We start from the raw sequence: 13,986 nt of genomic DNA on the forward strand, positions 1-13,986 counted from the left end.
GTCAGTGGCTGGCGCCGCCGGGACCCATCGCGGTGAGGAACTTGTCGCGGAAGGCGTTCATCGGCCACACCGGCGCGTTCGCGGCCGGCTTCACCCCGTCGGTCCATCCCCAGCCGGCGATCCGGTCGATGACGGCGGGGTCCTTGGCGATGATCGTGATCGGCACGTCGTGGCTGGCGTTGTCGCCGGTCACCACCGGGGACGGCTGGTGGTCGCCCAGGTAGATCATCACCAGGTTGTCCTTGCCGTACTTGGCCACCCAGTCGGTCAGCGTGGTGACCGTGTACTGGATCGACTTGCCGTATTCCTGGCGCACCGTGTCGGAGGCCTTCCAGATTTCCGCCTTGCTCGGCTGGTTGGCCACGATCGCGTTGTAGATCGAGCCGTCGCCGACCTGGTCCCAGTCGACGAAGGACGGGATCGGTGCCCACGGGGTGTGGCTGGAGACCAGCGGCATCTCGACGAACAGCGGCTGGCGTCCCGGCTTGGCGTACTCCACCTCGTTGAACTTCTTCAGGGTGTACTGGTCGGGCATCGGGGCCCAGCTGAACCGGGGCCCGTTGTAGCCGAGGTTGCGGGAGTCCCAGATCCGGTTGAAGCCGTAGAAGTTGCCTTCCGGCCAGGCCCGGGTGGCGCCCGGCATGACGCTGACGGTGTCCCAGCCGGCCTGCCGGAACAGGTTCGGCAGGGTGATCCGGTTGCTGGCGGTCAGGTTCCGGTACCGGCGCTGGTTGTCGATCCACAGCCCGGACATGGTGGTGGAGTGGGCCAGCCAGCTGCCGCCGCCGAAGGTGGGTGAGGTCAGCCAGCCGCTGCGCGAGGTGAAGCCGGCCGCCTTGAGCTTGGCGGTGGCGGTGTCGAGGACCGGGTCGACGCCGTCGGAGAGCGGGGGCACCTCGACCGCGTTGCGGCCGTAGCTCTCCACGAAGGTGAGCATCACGTCCTTGCCGGCCAGGCCGGTGAGCAACTGGTCGGACGGGACGTTCTTGAACGCGTCGACCTGCACCTCGCGGCTGAACGCGGCCTCGTTGCGGATGCCGGCGCGGGCCTGCCCGGCGCGGTCCCAGGCGTACATCACCGTGGTGCGGGCGGCGACCGGCACGCCGGGCAGCAGGGTGGGGATGCCGAAGGCGACGGCCAGGCCCCAGGCGACGGCGATGAAGCCGGCGGTGAAAGCCGATTTGCGCCGGTCCTGGCCGAGCAGCCGGGTGATCCGCAACACCGCCCAGGTGGTGCCGCCGAGGATCACGGCGATCAGCGCGATCAGGGCGGCCACGGCGCCGATCGCGCCGCCGGTGCCGTAGGTGGAGACCACGAAGTCGTACGCGTCGTCGAAGAGCACCCAGTCGAGGACCGGGTCGAACGGCCGGTTGAGCACCTGGAAGAAGCCGATGTCCAGGCATTTCTCGATGACCACCCAGCCGAGGCCGGCGCCGGCCAGTACGGCGGCGATCCGCCGGGGGCGCCCGGGCAGCACGACCAGCACGGCGATGCCGATCGCGGCCTCGATCGGGATGCGCAGGAAGCTGCCCGGGTTGAGCCGGTTGAGGATGTTCGGGAAGAGCAGCTCCACGAAGACGATCAGGCAGGCCAGGACGGTGACGCCGTGGCTGATCGCCGGCCGGCGCAGGAACTGCCGCAGGCCGGCGGACCGGCGCAGGAGCCGCCGCAGGCGCGAGGCTTCGGGCGCGGCCGGGGGCTGTTCGTCGGCGAGGTCATTCGATTGCACGTCTGAGGAAACGGCCTGCCGCCGAGGATGGTTCAACTACGACGCGGATCACCTTGCCTTTCTCCTATGGAACCTATAGGAAATACGGAGAGGAGGACGTCCATGCGCCGCATGACCATCGCGACCGTCACCACCCTGCTGTTGCTCGCCGGTTGTTCCTCGGGTACCTCGGGCAGCACCGCCGACGCCGGGAAGCCGGTCAGCGGCGGTGCGCTGACCTGGGCCGTCGAGACCGAGCCGATCACCTTCAACCCCCACCAGTACGCCCAGGCCAAGGCTCGCCTGCTGGTCTGGAACAGTTTCGAGGCCCTGCTCACCCACGACGACAAGGGCGGCTACCTGCCCTGGCTGGCCACCGGCTACGAGGTGTCGCCGGACGGCAGGACGTACACCTTCAAGCTGCGCACCGATGCCAGCTTCTCGGACGGCACCAAGTTCGACGCCGCCGCGGTGAAGGCCAACATCGATCAACTGCTGACCCCGGGGTACGCGCCGGGCGTCGCCGCCGTGCAGCTACGCAACCTGGACAAGGTCGAGGTCAAGGACCCGGCCACGGTCGTCTTCCAGCTCAAGCGTCCGGACGTGCTGATCCTGGACTTCGTCTCGTCGCCGCAGGGCGCCCAGATCTCCCCGCAGTCGCTGAAAGCGGCCAAGAACCTCAAGGCCGGCGGCCCCGAGCTGGCCGGCACCGGCCCGTTCGTCCTGGATCGCTACACGCCCGGCCAGGAGGTGCACTTCACGAAGAACCCGAACTACAACTGGGCGCCGGCCAACGCCGGGCACACCGGACCGGCGTACCTCAACGAGATCACCTACCGGTTCCTGAAGGAATCCTCGGTCCGGGTAGGCGCGCTCACCTCGGGCCAGGCCCAGGTGATCGAAGGGGTGCCGGCCACCGACGAGTCGCTGATCAAGGCGAACCCGGACCTCAGGTTGCAGCGCGGGCTGAACTCGGGCTCGGCGTACGCGTACTACTTCAACACCGCGCACGCGCCGTTCGACGACGTCAGGGTGCGCCAGGCGTTCCGGGAGGCGCTCGACGTGCCCGCGGTGCTGGGCGGGGTGTACCGGAACACCGCGACCCGGGCGTGGAGCGTGATCGGACCGACCAGTCCCTTCTACGACAGGTCCCTCGAAGGCGCCTACGGCGGCGATGCCGCCAAGGCCAACCAGCTGCTGGACCAGGCGGGCTGGTCGGCCAGGGACGCCGAGGGCTACCGGGTCAAGGACGGAAAGCGATTGACGGTACGCATCGTGCAGTCCGCCCCGTTCGTCCGGGACCGCCGTGACGTCCTCGCCCAGGCCGTGCAGGCCGCGGTCAAGCAGAGCGCCGGCATCGACCTGCAGGTGCAGCTGGTCGACCAGGGCACCGCCACCAAGGCGCTGGCCGACGGCGCCTACGAGGTGTTCGACAACTCCCGGGCCGACACCGACGCCGGCGCGGCGCTCAACCTGCTGCTCTACTCCACCGGCGCGATCAACCGGACCGGCTTCAAGAGCCCGGAGCTGGACAGGCTGCTCGACGACGGCATCGCCACCACCGATCCGGCCAAGCGGGCGCAGGCGTACCGGGCCCTGCAGAAGCTGGTGATCACCGACCAGGCGCTGGTGTTGCCGCTCTACGCGCCGCAGGACCAGATCGCGACCGCGGGCACCGTGGGCGGGGCGCACTTCGAGCCGACCGCGGGCGTTCCGGGCAGCGCGTACAACCTCTGGCTCCGCAAGTGATCATCGGCATTCTGCGCCGGGTGGCGGCGGGCGCGCTGGTCCTCTGGGCCGCCGCGACCGCCGCCTACCTGGCGCTGCTCCTGGCGCCGGGCAGCGCGGTCGACGCGATCATCGGCGACGGCGCCGACACTCCGGCGATCCGCGCGCAGATCATCCAGGAGTGGCACCTGGACAGCCCGGCCGTGGTGCAGTACCTGGATTTCCTGGGGCGCCTGCTGCACGGTGACCTGGGCCGCTCCTACCTGCTGCAGCGGCCGGTCGCCGACGTGATCGGCAGCGAGCTCGGGCCGACCCTGCAACTGGCCGCCGCCGCGGCCGGCTTCGGGATCACCCTCGCGCTGGTCCTGGCCCTGGTCGCCCGGCGTCCGTGGGTGCGTCGGCTCAGCTCGACCACCGAGCTGGTGCTGGTCTCCACCCCGCCGTTCCTGATCGGGATCGTGCTGCTCAGCGTCTTCTCGTTCCGGCTCGGCTGGTTCCCGGTCTCCGGGGCGCGCGACGCCGCCGCCCTGGTGCTGCCGGCGATCACCATGGGGCTGCCGATCGCCGGCACCCTGGCCCAGGTGCTGCGCGACGGCCTGGACCGGGCCCTCGACGAGCCGTTCGCGGTCACCGCCCGGGCCCGCGGCCTGCGGGAGAGCGCGGTCCTGGTGCGGCACGCGCTCAAGCACGCGCTGCTGCCCGCCATCACCATGCTCAGCTGGTCGTTCGGCGTGCTGATCGCGGGCACCGTGATCATCGAGACGGTCTTCGGCCGGCCGGGCATCGGCCAGATCACCGTGAACGCGGTCAACTCCAGCGACCTGCCCGTGGTGCTCGCCGTGGTGATCCTGTCCGCGGCGGTGTTCGTCGCCATCAACACGCTGACCGACCTGGCGTACCTGCTCATCGATCCCCGGCTGCGAAGGAGCTGACGATGACCGTCGCGCTGACCCGGCCCCGGGCGGTCCGGCCGGCCGGCCTGCGGGCGCCCCGGCCGGGGGTCGCCCTGGCCGTGGTGTTCCTGCTGCTGGCCCTGACCGCCGCGGTGGCCCCGGCCCTGTTCGCCGGCGACCCGCTGGCCGCCGACCCGCTGCACACTCTGCAGGCGCCGTCCGGCCGGCACTGGTTCGGCACCGATCAGCTGGGCCGCGACGTGTTCGCCCGGGTGGTGCACGGCGCCCGGCACTCGCTGTCGATCGGGGTGACCGCCACCCTGATCGCGGTCGGCGCCGGCATCCTGCTCGGTCTGCTCGCCGGGCTCAGCCACCGGGTCGCCGACGAGGCGCTGAGCCGCTCCTTCGACGCGCTGTCGGCGTTTCCGCTGGTGCTGCTCGCGCTGCTGTTCATCACGATCGCCGGGACCGGCACGGCCAGCCTGATCGTGGCGATCGGGGTGTCGCTGATCCCGCACTTCGCCCGGGTGGTGCGGGCGCAGACGTTCGTGGTGCGTCGCGCCGCCTACGTCACCCACGCGGTCGCCTTCGGCGCCTCCCGGCCCCGGCTGGTGATCCGGCACGTGCTGCCCAACGTGCTGGGTCCGATCCCGGTGCTGGCGGTGATCGGCCTCGGCGAGACGGTGCTGCTGGCGGCCGGGCTGAGCTTTCTCGGCATGGGACCACAGCCGCCCTCCCCGGAATGGGGCGCGATGATCTCCGACGGCCGCGGCTACCTGCACATCGCCTGGTGGGCGTCGATCCTGCCGGGCCTGGTCGTCACCGCCACGATCGTCTCGCTCACCGTCGTCGGCCGCTTCCTGCAGCGGCGTTTCGAAGGCCGGGAGACGGCATGAACCAGGGCGACCGGCGGCCCCGCGAAGGAACAGCATGATCAACGTTGAGGATCTGACGGTCACCTTCCACCTGCCGCGGCGCACCGTCGAGGCGGTGCGTGGGGTGAGCTTCGACATCGAGGCCGGCGAGTGCGTGGCGATCGTCGGTGAATCCGGCTCGGGCAAGAGCGTGACCGCCCGCAGCCTGCTCGGACTGGCCGGTCCGGGCGCCCGGGTGCAGGCCGCCCGGCTGGAGGTGGACGGCCGGGACGCCCGCCGCTTCGCGCCGCGCGACTGGCGCCGGCTGCGCGGCGGCTTCGCCGGGCTGGTGCTGCAGGACGCGCTGGTCTCGCTCGATCCGCTGCGCACGGTGGGTGCGGAGATCGCCGAGGTGCTGCGCGTCCACGGGCAGGGTTCGCGAGCGGGACGGACGTCGCAGGCCCACCGGCTGTTGCGCGACGTGCACGTGCCCGAGCCCGAGCGGCGGGCCACGCAGTATCCGCACCAGCTCTCCGGCGGTCTGCGGCAGCGCGCGCTGATCGCCACCGCCCTGGCCGGTGGTCCGAAACTGCTCATCGCCGACGAGCCCACCACCGCGCTCGACGCCACCGTGCAGGCGCAGATCCTGACCCTGCTGGCCGAACGCCGGGCGGCCGGCGAGACCCTGCTGCTGATCAGTCACGACCTGGCCGTGGTGTCCCGGCTCGCCGACCGGGTGCTGGTGATGAAGGACGGCCGGATCGTCGAGAGCGGTCCGACGAGGCGGCTGCTGACCGGCGCCGATCACGCGTACACCAGGCAGTTGATCGCCGCCGCCAGCGGCCGGAAGCGGACCGCGGACACCGCGCCGGGACCGGTGGTGGCCGAGGCGAGGGCGCTGCGCAAGGTGTACGGCGACCGGGCGGTGGTCCGCGACGTGGACGTCACGATCGCCCGCGGCGAGATCGTCGGCCTGGTCGGCGAGTCCGGCTCCGGCAAGACCACCGTGGCCCAGCTGCTGTTCGGGCTCGTCGAACCCACCTCCGGCCAGGTCCGCTTCGAGGGCAGCCGGTTCAGTGGGGTGCCCGAGCGGGCCCGTCGCCCGCTGCGCCGGCGCCTGCAGTTCATCGCCCAGGACCCGCTGTCGGCCTTCGACCCGCGCTGGACGGTGCGCCGGATCGTCGCCGAGGCGCTGCCCCGCGGCGCCGACGTGGTGCCGGTCCTGGAGCGCGTCGGGCTCGGCGCGGACGTGCTGGACCGCTATCCGCGGCAGCTCTCCGGCGGTCAGCGGCAGCGCGTCGCGATCGCCCGGGCCATCGCCCCGCGACCGAGCCTGATCATCTGCGACGAGCCCGTCTCGGCGCTCGACGTGTCGGTGCAGGCGCAGGTCCTCGATCTGCTCGCCGACATCCGGGAGACCGACGGGACCGCCCTGCTGTTCATCTCGCACGACCTCGGGGTGATCCGCGACCTGGCCGACCGGGTGCTCGTCATGCGGGACGGCCGGGTCGTCGAGCAGGGACCCGTGAAGACCGTTTTCGACCAGCCCACCGACGACTACACCCGGCAGCTTCTCGCCGCCGTGCCCACTCTGGAGGTTCTCCCGTGACCCTGCACGTTGCCGTCGGGCTCGACGGCGATTCGTTCGCCGCATCGGATTGGGTGGCCGCGGCGCGGCAGGCCGACGAGGCGCGCCTCGACTTCGCCACCTTCGAGGACCGGTTCGGCCGGCGCGGCCCGGACGCGGTCCTGGTCGCCGCCCGGGTCGCGCCGGTCACCCGGCACCTGGGCCTGGTCCCGGTCGCCACCACCACGCACACCGAGCCGTTCCACCTGTCCACCGCGCTGGCCACGCTCGATCACGTGAGCCGGGGGCGGGCCGGCTGGCAGGTGCGGGTCTCGTCCGACCCGGCCGAGGCGGCCCTGCTCGGCCGCCGTGCGCCGCTCGGCTTCGACGACCTGTTCGCCGAGGCGGCCGACGCGATCACCGTGGTCCGCCGGCTCTGGGACAGCTGGGAGGACGACGCGATCATCAAGGACGTCGCCACCGGCCGGTTCATCGATCGGGAGAAACTGCACTACCTCGACTTCACCGGCGCGTACTTCTCGGTCAAGGGCCCGTCGATCGTGCCGCGCCCGCCGCAGGGCCAGCCGGTGATCGCCGCGCTCACCCACACCGCCCAGGTCGCGGAGCGCCTCGACGTCGACGTCTACTTCGTGACCCCGCAGACCCTCGACGAGGCCGCCGGGATCGTCACCCGGCTGCCCGGCAAGCTGGTCTTCGCCGACCTGGAGGTCACCGCCGACGCCGGCCCGGCCGAACTGGCCGGCCGGATCGCGGCGTGGGAACCGGCCGGGATCGCCGGGGTCCGGCTGCTGCCGGCCACCCCGGACGCGCTCACCCGGATCACCCGCGACCTGGTCCCCGAACTCCGCGACCGGGGCATCTTCACCCCCTCGACCGCCACCACGCTGCGCGAACGCCTCGGGCTGCCGCAGGCCGTCAACCACTTCCAGGAGGCCGCCCGTGCCTAAGCAGATCATCCTCGCCGCCCACTTCCCGGGCGTGAACAACACCACCGTCTGGAGCGACCCCCGCTCCGGCAGCCAGATCGACTTCGCCTCGTTCGAACACCTGGCCCGCACCGCCGAGCGCGGCAGGTTCGACTTCTTCTTCCTCGCCGAGGGGCTGCGGCTGCGCGAGCAGCGCGGGCTGATCCACGACCTGGACGTGGTCGGCCGCCCGGACACGCTGACCGTGCTCACCGCCCTGGCCGCGGTCACCGAGCACCTCGGCCTGGCCGGCACGCTCAACGCCACCTTCCACGAGCCCTACGAACTGGCCCGGCAACTGGCCACCCTGGACCACCTGTCCGGCGGCCGGGCCGCGTGGAACGTGGTCACCTCGCACGGCGCCTTCTACGGCGAGAACTTCCGGCGCGGCGGCTTCCTCGACCACGCCGACCGGTACGTGCGGGCCGGCGAATTCATCGAAGCGGCCCGCACCCTGTGGGACTCCGACGGCGGCGACTTCGCCATCCACAGCTCGCAGTTCGGCATCGAGGGCCGCTTCGGGGTGCCGCGCAGCCCGCAGGGTCACCCGGTGATCCTGCAGGCCGGCGACTCCGACGAGGGCCGCGAGCTGGCCGCCCGGCACGCCGACGCGATCTTCTCCCGGCACCACAAGCTCGACGACGCGCGGCAGTTCTACCGCGACGTCAAGGACCGGCTGGGCCGATACGGCCGGGAACGGGACTCACTGAAGATCATCCCGGGCGTCTCCTACGTGCTGGGCGACACCGACGCCGACGCCCAGGAGAAGGCCCACCACATCCGGCGCCAGCAGGTCAGCCCACAGACCGCGATCCTGTTGCTGGAACAACTGTGGAACCGGGACCTGTCGGCGTACGACCCGGAGGGGCCGCTACCCACCGCCGACCCGGTCCTCGACGAGGACGACTCGATCGTCAAGGGCCGGGCCGGGATGTTCCCCGACCGGATCAAGACCGCCAACGAGTGGCGGGCGCTGGCCGAGGCGAAGAAGCTGTCGATCCGCGACCTGGTGATCGAGGTGACCGGCCGGCAGAACTTCATCGGCACCGCCGACCGGATCGCCACCGAACTCAACGAGTACGTGCAGACCGAGGCCTGCGACGGCTTCATCCTGGTCTCCCACCTGACCCCGGGCGGGCTCGACGACTTCGTCGACCAGGTGGTCCCGCTGCTGCAGGAACGCGGCGTGTTCCGCACCGAGTACGAGACCACCACGCTGCGCGGGCACCTGGGGCTGGCGTGAAGTTCCTGCTGCTCAGCCTGATCACGCACTTCGACCGGGAGAAGAGCCCGGCGCAGCGGCTGCGCGAGGTGGTCGACGCGGCCGTGCTCGGCGAACAGCTCGGCTATGACGGCTTCGCCGTCGGGGAGCGGCACGAGCGGCCCTTCCTGTCCTCGTCGCCGCCGGTCGTGCTCAGTCACATCGCCGCGAAGACCTCGACGATCGAGCTGTGGACCGGGGTGACCACGCTCAGCCTGCTCGACCCGGTGCGCGCCTTCGAGGACTACAGCACCCTGGACAACCTGTCCGGCGGGCGCCTGCAGCTGATCGTCGGCAAGGGCAACGGCGCCGCGCAGGCCCAGCTGTTCCACGTCACCGTCGACGACCAGTGGGAGCGCCAGCGGGAGAGCTACGAACTGTTCCGCCGGCTCTGGCGCGAACCGAAAGTGACCTGGGAGGGTAGGTTCCGGCCCTCGCTCACCGATGCGGAGACCTGGCCGCGCCCGCTGCAGCAGCCGATCACCGTGTGGCACGGCAGCGCCACCAGCAGGGCCTCGGTCGAGCTGGCGGCGCGGTACGGGGATCCGCTGTTCTCCGCCAATGTCACCAATCCCGTCGACCCGTACGCCCAATTGATTGATTTCTATCGGGAGAGGTGGGCCTTCCACGGCCATGACCCGGCGAAGATCCGGATCGGGGCGGGCAGCGCCGGCTTCTACGTCACCCGCACCTCGCAGGAGGCGCTCGACGTGTACCGGCCGATCTGGCAGGCCCGGATCGACCAGTTCCGCAAGGTCGGCGTCGAGCCGGTCTTCCCCACCATCGAGGACGCGATCGAGCGCAGCTCGGCGCTGATCGGCAGCCCCCAGCAGATCATCGACAAGGTGCACCGCTACCACGAACGGTTCGGCCACGAGGTGACCCACCTGGCCGCCGACACCGAAGGTCTGACCGAGAAACAACAGCGCGCCAGCCTGGAACTGTTCGCCAGTGAGGTCGCGCCCGTGCTGCGCCAGCTGAAAGGGTGGTAACCGCCGATGCCCGTACCCCTGTCAATCCTGGACCTGGCCCCGCTGGTCTCCGGCGGCGACGTCGGCGACGCCCTGCGCCGCACCCTGGACCTGGCGCGCAGCGCCGAACAGTTCGGCTACCACCGGTACTGGGTCGCCGAACACCACTTCACCCCGGGCGTCGCCTCCGCACAGCCGGCCCTGCTGCTCGGTCAGATCGCCGCGGTCACCTCCCGGATCCGGCTCGGCTCCGGCGCGGTGCAGACCGGCCACCAGACCGCACTGTCCATCGTGGAGCAGTTCGGGCTGCTGGACGCGCTCTACCCGGGTCGGTTCGACCTGGGCCTGGGCCGCTCCGGGCAGGCCAAGAAGGAAGCCCTCGCCGGCTCTGCGGAAGAGACCGCTGAGGAGGTGACCGTCGTCGACGGGCTGCTGATCCCGAAGCCGTTCTCCTGGGCGCCGATCTTCGCCTCCGAACGCAGCGCCCTGATCGGCCGGCTCCTGCAGCAGCCCGGCGCCGAGCCGCTCGGCCTCGGCGAGATCCTCGACCAGATCACCGGCCTGCTCGCCGGCCCGTACGGCGACGGTAAAGGCGCCGAGGTCACCGCGGTGCCCGGCGCCGGCGCCGACGTCCAGCTGTGGCTGCTGGGCAGCAGCGGCGGCGAGAGCGCCCGCACGGCCGGCGCCCGGGGCCTGCCTTTCGTCGCCAATTACCACGTGGCCCCGGCCAAGGTGCTGGAGGCGGCGGCGGCCTACCGGGCGGCGTTCCGCCCGTCGGCCGCCCTGGCCGAGCCGTACCTGGTGGTCTCCGCCGACGTGGTCGTCGCCGAGGACGACGAGACCGCCCGCCGGCTGGCCGCGCCGTACCCGCTGTGGGTCCGCAGCATCCGCACCGGCGCCGGGGCGATCCCGTTCCCCAGCCCGGCGGAGGCGGCCGCGTTCGAGTGGACCGACCACGACCGCAAGCTGGTCGAGGACCGGGTCGCCACCCAGTTCGTCGGCTCGCCGGCCACCGTCGCCGGCAGGCTGGACACGCTGCGCCGGGTGACCGGCGCCGACGAACTGCTGGTGACCACGATCACCCACGACCACGCGGACCGGGTCCGCTCCTTCGAACTGCTGGCCAAGGAGTGGGCCGGCTAGACCTCCAGGACGAGCTTGCCGCGGGTGCGGCCGGTGGCCAGGCGGCGGTGTGCCTCTCCCGCCTCGGCCAGCGGCAGTACCCCGGCCACCTCCACCCGCACGTGGCCGGCCTCGATCAGCCCGGCGATCGCGCCCAGCGCCGCGCCGTCCGGCTCCACCAGGAACGGCACGGCGCGCTTGCCCTGCTCGGCGGCGGCCCGCGCGACGGCCGGCGCCACGCCGCCCGGCACCGCGATCAGCAGCCCGCCCGGTGCCAGCGCGGTCACCGAACGCAGCCCGGTGTCCTCGTCGCCGACCAGGTCCAGCACCAGGTCGGCCTCCTTGACGGCGTCCTCGAACCGGGTGGTCGTGTAGTCGATCACCTCGTCGGCGCCCAGCTCGCGCAGCCAGTCGTGGCGCGCCGCGCGGGCGGTGCCGATGACGTGCGCCCCGAGATGCCGGGCGAACTGCACGGCGAAGTGGCCGACCCCACCGGCCGCCGCGTGGATCAGCACCCGCTGACCGGCGGTGACCGTGGTCGCGTCGGTCAGCGCCTGCCACGCGGTGAGCGCGGCCAGCGGCACCCCGGCCGCCTCGACGTGCGACAGGTTCGCGGGCTTGCGGGCGAACTGGCGCGACGGGGCGGTCACGTACTCGGCGTACGCGCCGGCCTGCCGCGGGAACCACGGCATGCCGTACACCTCGTCACCGGGCCGCAGGGTGTGCACGCCGAAGCCGGTCTCCTCGACCACCCCGGAGACGTCCCAGCCCAGGATGAACGGTGGCGCGCCGAGCACGCCGGCCATGCCGGCGCCCTCCCGGGTCTTGTGGTCGACCGGATTGACCCCGGCCGCGACCACCCGGACCAGCACCTCGGTGGGCAGCGGACGGGGCTTCGGCGCCTCGGCCAGGTGCAGGACCGACGGATCCCCGAACTCGTGCTGCGTGACGACGCGCATGACGACCTTCTTTCTCTCTGGGTCAGGGCTCCGAAGCTATCCGCAGGGTGGTAGTTACCCGCAAGGGCGACTACTATCCTTTGGTAACCAAGGAGGCCAGGCTGATGACCGCGGTGTGCCCGACCGGCGAGCACGACAAGCACGACGTCTTCGCCGAGCTCTGCCCCTGCCGGGGGCTGCTCGACCTGATCGCCAACAAGTGGACGACCCTGGCGGTCGGCGCGCTCGAGGGCGGCCCGCTGCGCTTCGGTGTGCTGCAGCGGCACCTGGAGGGGATCAGCCCCAAGGTCCTCACCCAGACGCTGCGCCGGATGGAGGATGCCGGCCTGCTCACCCGCACCGTCTATCCCGCGGTCCCGCTGCACGTCGAATATGAGCTGACCGCGGTCGGCCGCAGCCTGGTCACCCCGCTGCGCGGCCTGCGCGACTGGGCCGAGCGGTACCTGCACGAGCTGCAGCTCTAGAGAACCCGGCGATCGGGTAACGGGGTGTCCGTGAGCGAAACACGTTGGTGGCAGTCGGGCCGCCGTGCCGGTTGGTGGGCGCACCTGGTCCGGGCCGGGAAGCGGTACGACGAGGCGGACGGGGGCCGGCTCGCCGCGGCGGTCACCTACTACTCCTTCTTCGCCACCTTCTCGCTCGGACTGCTCGGCTTCGCGATCTTCGGTTTCGTGCTCGACGACCAGGCGGTACTGCACGCGGCGCAGCGATACGCCGCACAGAACCTGCCCCACGTCGACGTGCAGTCGTTTCGCGACGCCCGCAACACCGTCGGCGTCATCGCCTTCATCGGCCTTCCGGTCTCCGGCTGGTTCTGGGTGGACGTGCTGCGCTCGTCGATCCGCCGGATGTGGCGGTTGCCGGAGTACCCGGGGCGGCTCGTCGTCCGCATCCTCGTCGACATGCTGGTGCTGGCCGGCCTGGGGGTGCTGCTGAGCGGGTCGCTCGCGATCGCCTACGAGACGTCGGTGATCGTGAACCGGGTGATCGTCGCCGCCGGCGCCGGCACCACGCCGTCGCGGGTGGTGGTGTCGGCCGTCGGGCTGCTCTCCGGCCTGACGGTGAACGCCCTGCTGGCCACCGCCCTGCTGACCGGGCTGCCCCGGATCCGGATGCCGTGGCGTCGCGTGCTCGGCCCGGCCGTGCTGGTGGCGGCCGGATTCGAATTCCTCACCACGCTAGGCCGCGTCTACGTCGAGCGCACCCAGACGAATCCCACCTACCACCTGGTCGCCGGATCGGTCGGCCTGCTGGTCTTCCTCAACGCGGTCAATCAGCTGGTCCTGTTCGCCGCGGCGCTGACCGCCACCAGCGAGACCGGCCACGCCGGCGATCTGGCCGCCGAGCCTCAGCTTTCCTGACCCGGCCACGCGAGGGCCCCGGAGCGGGTGCGCCGGGCGGTCGCGTCCAGCCAGGCGTGCTCCCGCTGAAGCTGGTCGCGGTAGAAGTGGATCTCGATCATGTGCAGTTCCGGGACACCCGTGGCCGCGTCGAGAGCGTGCGCGAGCCGTTCCTGTTCATGGTGGACGCGGCCGGCCCGGATCTCCAGGGTCGCAGCCGCCGCATCCGGGGTCAGGATCCCGAGGTAGGCCAGCGCGGTCAGGAAGGCGGTGCGGTCGCCGAGGGCGCCGTCCCGGATCTCCCGCTCCACCCGCTCGGCCAGGGCCTGCCGCCCCGCGGGGGTCAGCCGGAACTCCTGCCGATCGGTCCCGACCGGCGTCGGGCGCAGCCAGCCGGCGTCGACGAGCGTGTTCAGCAGCGTGTAGACGGTCGAGTTCCGGACGCCGAGATAGGTGTAGCGCGACCGCAGCTCGCTGAACAGGGCGTAGGCGTGCCGGGGGCGCTCGGCCAGCAGCCCGAGGATGGGCAGCACGAGCGGGTTCGCGAGCGCGTTGGTCGGCACCCGGTCCACGGTAGCGAAGTCACCCGTATACGGC

General features: G+C 71.8%; 13 protein-coding genes. 10 read left to right on the forward strand and 3 right to left on the reverse strand.

Annotated features, from left to right (window positions below):
- Position 1: 1 nt before the first annotated feature.
- On the reverse strand, positions 2 to 1,729 hold the full coding sequence (locus ACSP50_RS12120; RefSeq protein ID WP_014689484.1) for a sulfatase-like hydrolase/transferase: 1,728 nt from the start codon (positions 1,727 to 1,729) through the stop codon (positions 2 to 4).
- Between the two features lie 102 nt (positions 1,730 to 1,831).
- Here ACSP50_RS12120 and ACSP50_RS12125 point away from each other — a divergent pair, with 102 nt between their 5' ends.
- The 8 genes from ACSP50_RS12125 to ACSP50_RS12160 are packed head-to-tail and all read left to right on the forward strand — an operon-like array spanning position 1,832 to position 11,111.
- Positions 1,832 to 3,457 (forward strand): ABC transporter substrate-binding protein, encoded by a 1,626-nt coding sequence (locus ACSP50_RS12125; RefSeq protein WP_014689485.1) that lies wholly within the window; start codon positions 1,832 to 1,834, stop codon positions 3,455 to 3,457.
- Positions 3,454 to 4,368, forward strand: a complete 915-nt coding sequence (locus tag ACSP50_RS12130; RefSeq protein WP_014689486.1) for an ABC transporter permease — start codon at positions 3,454 to 3,456, stop codon at positions 4,366 to 4,368. The genes ACSP50_RS12125 and ACSP50_RS12130 overlap by 4 nt, the downstream gene beginning before the upstream one ends.
- Positions 4,369 to 4,370: 2 nt before the next feature.
- Complete coding sequence (locus ACSP50_RS12135) at positions 4,371 to 5,225, forward strand: ABC transporter permease (RefSeq protein ID WP_014689487.1); 855 nt, start codon at positions 4,371 to 4,373, stop codon at positions 5,223 to 5,225.
- Between the two features lie 34 nt (positions 5,226 to 5,259).
- Positions 5,260 to 6,792, forward strand: a complete 1,533-nt coding sequence (nikE, locus tag ACSP50_RS12140; RefSeq protein ID WP_014689488.1) for an ABC transporter ATP-binding protein — start codon at positions 5,260 to 5,262, stop codon at positions 6,790 to 6,792.
- On the forward strand, positions 6,789 to 7,718 hold the full coding sequence (locus tag ACSP50_RS12145; RefSeq protein ID WP_014689489.1) for an LLM class flavin-dependent oxidoreductase: 930 nt from the start codon (positions 6,789 to 6,791) through the stop codon (positions 7,716 to 7,718). Before nikE ends, ACSP50_RS12145 begins: the two co-directional genes overlap by 4 nt.
- Positions 7,711 to 8,979: an LLM class flavin-dependent oxidoreductase gene (locus ACSP50_RS12150; protein WP_014689490.1), complete on the forward strand. Its 1,269-nt coding sequence runs from the start codon at positions 7,711 to 7,713 to the stop codon at positions 8,977 to 8,979. The genes ACSP50_RS12145 and ACSP50_RS12150 overlap by 8 nt, the downstream gene beginning before the upstream one ends.
- The gene (locus ACSP50_RS12155) at positions 8,976 to 9,989 is read left to right on the forward strand and encodes an LLM class flavin-dependent oxidoreductase (RefSeq protein ID WP_014689491.1); all 1,014 of its coding nucleotides are present in this window, start codon (positions 8,976 to 8,978) and stop codon (positions 9,987 to 9,989) included. Before ACSP50_RS12150 ends, ACSP50_RS12155 begins: the two co-directional genes overlap by 4 nt.
- 6 nt (positions 9,990 to 9,995) lie before the next feature.
- Positions 9,996 to 11,111 (forward strand): LLM class flavin-dependent oxidoreductase, encoded by a 1,116-nt coding sequence (locus ACSP50_RS12160; RefSeq protein ID WP_014689492.1) that lies wholly within the window; start codon positions 9,996 to 9,998, stop codon positions 11,109 to 11,111.
- Here ACSP50_RS12160 and ACSP50_RS12165 read toward each other — a convergent pair.
- Positions 11,108 to 12,049, reverse strand: a complete 942-nt coding sequence (locus tag ACSP50_RS12165; RefSeq protein WP_014689493.1) for an NADP-dependent oxidoreductase — start codon at positions 12,047 to 12,049, stop codon at positions 11,108 to 11,110. The genes ACSP50_RS12160 and ACSP50_RS12165 overlap by 4 nt on opposite strands.
- A gap of 104 nt (positions 12,050 to 12,153) precedes the next feature.
- On the opposite strand from ACSP50_RS12165, the gene ACSP50_RS12170 reads away from it, so the two are divergent.
- Entirely contained in the window at positions 12,154 to 12,513 is a 360-nt protein-coding gene (locus ACSP50_RS12170) for a helix-turn-helix domain-containing protein (RefSeq protein ID WP_014689494.1), read from the forward strand.
- A gap of 30 nt (positions 12,514 to 12,543) precedes the next feature.
- On the forward strand, positions 12,544 to 13,410 hold the full coding sequence (locus ACSP50_RS12175; protein ID WP_099344044.1) for a YihY/virulence factor BrkB family protein: 867 nt from the start codon (positions 12,544 to 12,546) through the stop codon (positions 13,408 to 13,410).
- Here the strand turns inward: ACSP50_RS12175 and ACSP50_RS12180 are convergent.
- Complete coding sequence (locus ACSP50_RS12180; RefSeq protein ID WP_043514012.1) at positions 13,398 to 13,952, reverse strand: PadR family transcriptional regulator; 555 nt, start codon at positions 13,950 to 13,952, stop codon at positions 13,398 to 13,400. The two genes, ACSP50_RS12175 and ACSP50_RS12180, sit on opposite strands and share 13 nt — an antisense overlap.
- Positions 13,953 to 13,986: the final 34 nt, after the last annotated feature.

The organism is Actinoplanes sp. SE50/110 (assembly GCF_900119315.1).
In the GTDB taxonomy this organism is placed as follows: Bacteria; Actinomycetota; Actinomycetes; order Mycobacteriales; family Micromonosporaceae; genus Actinoplanes.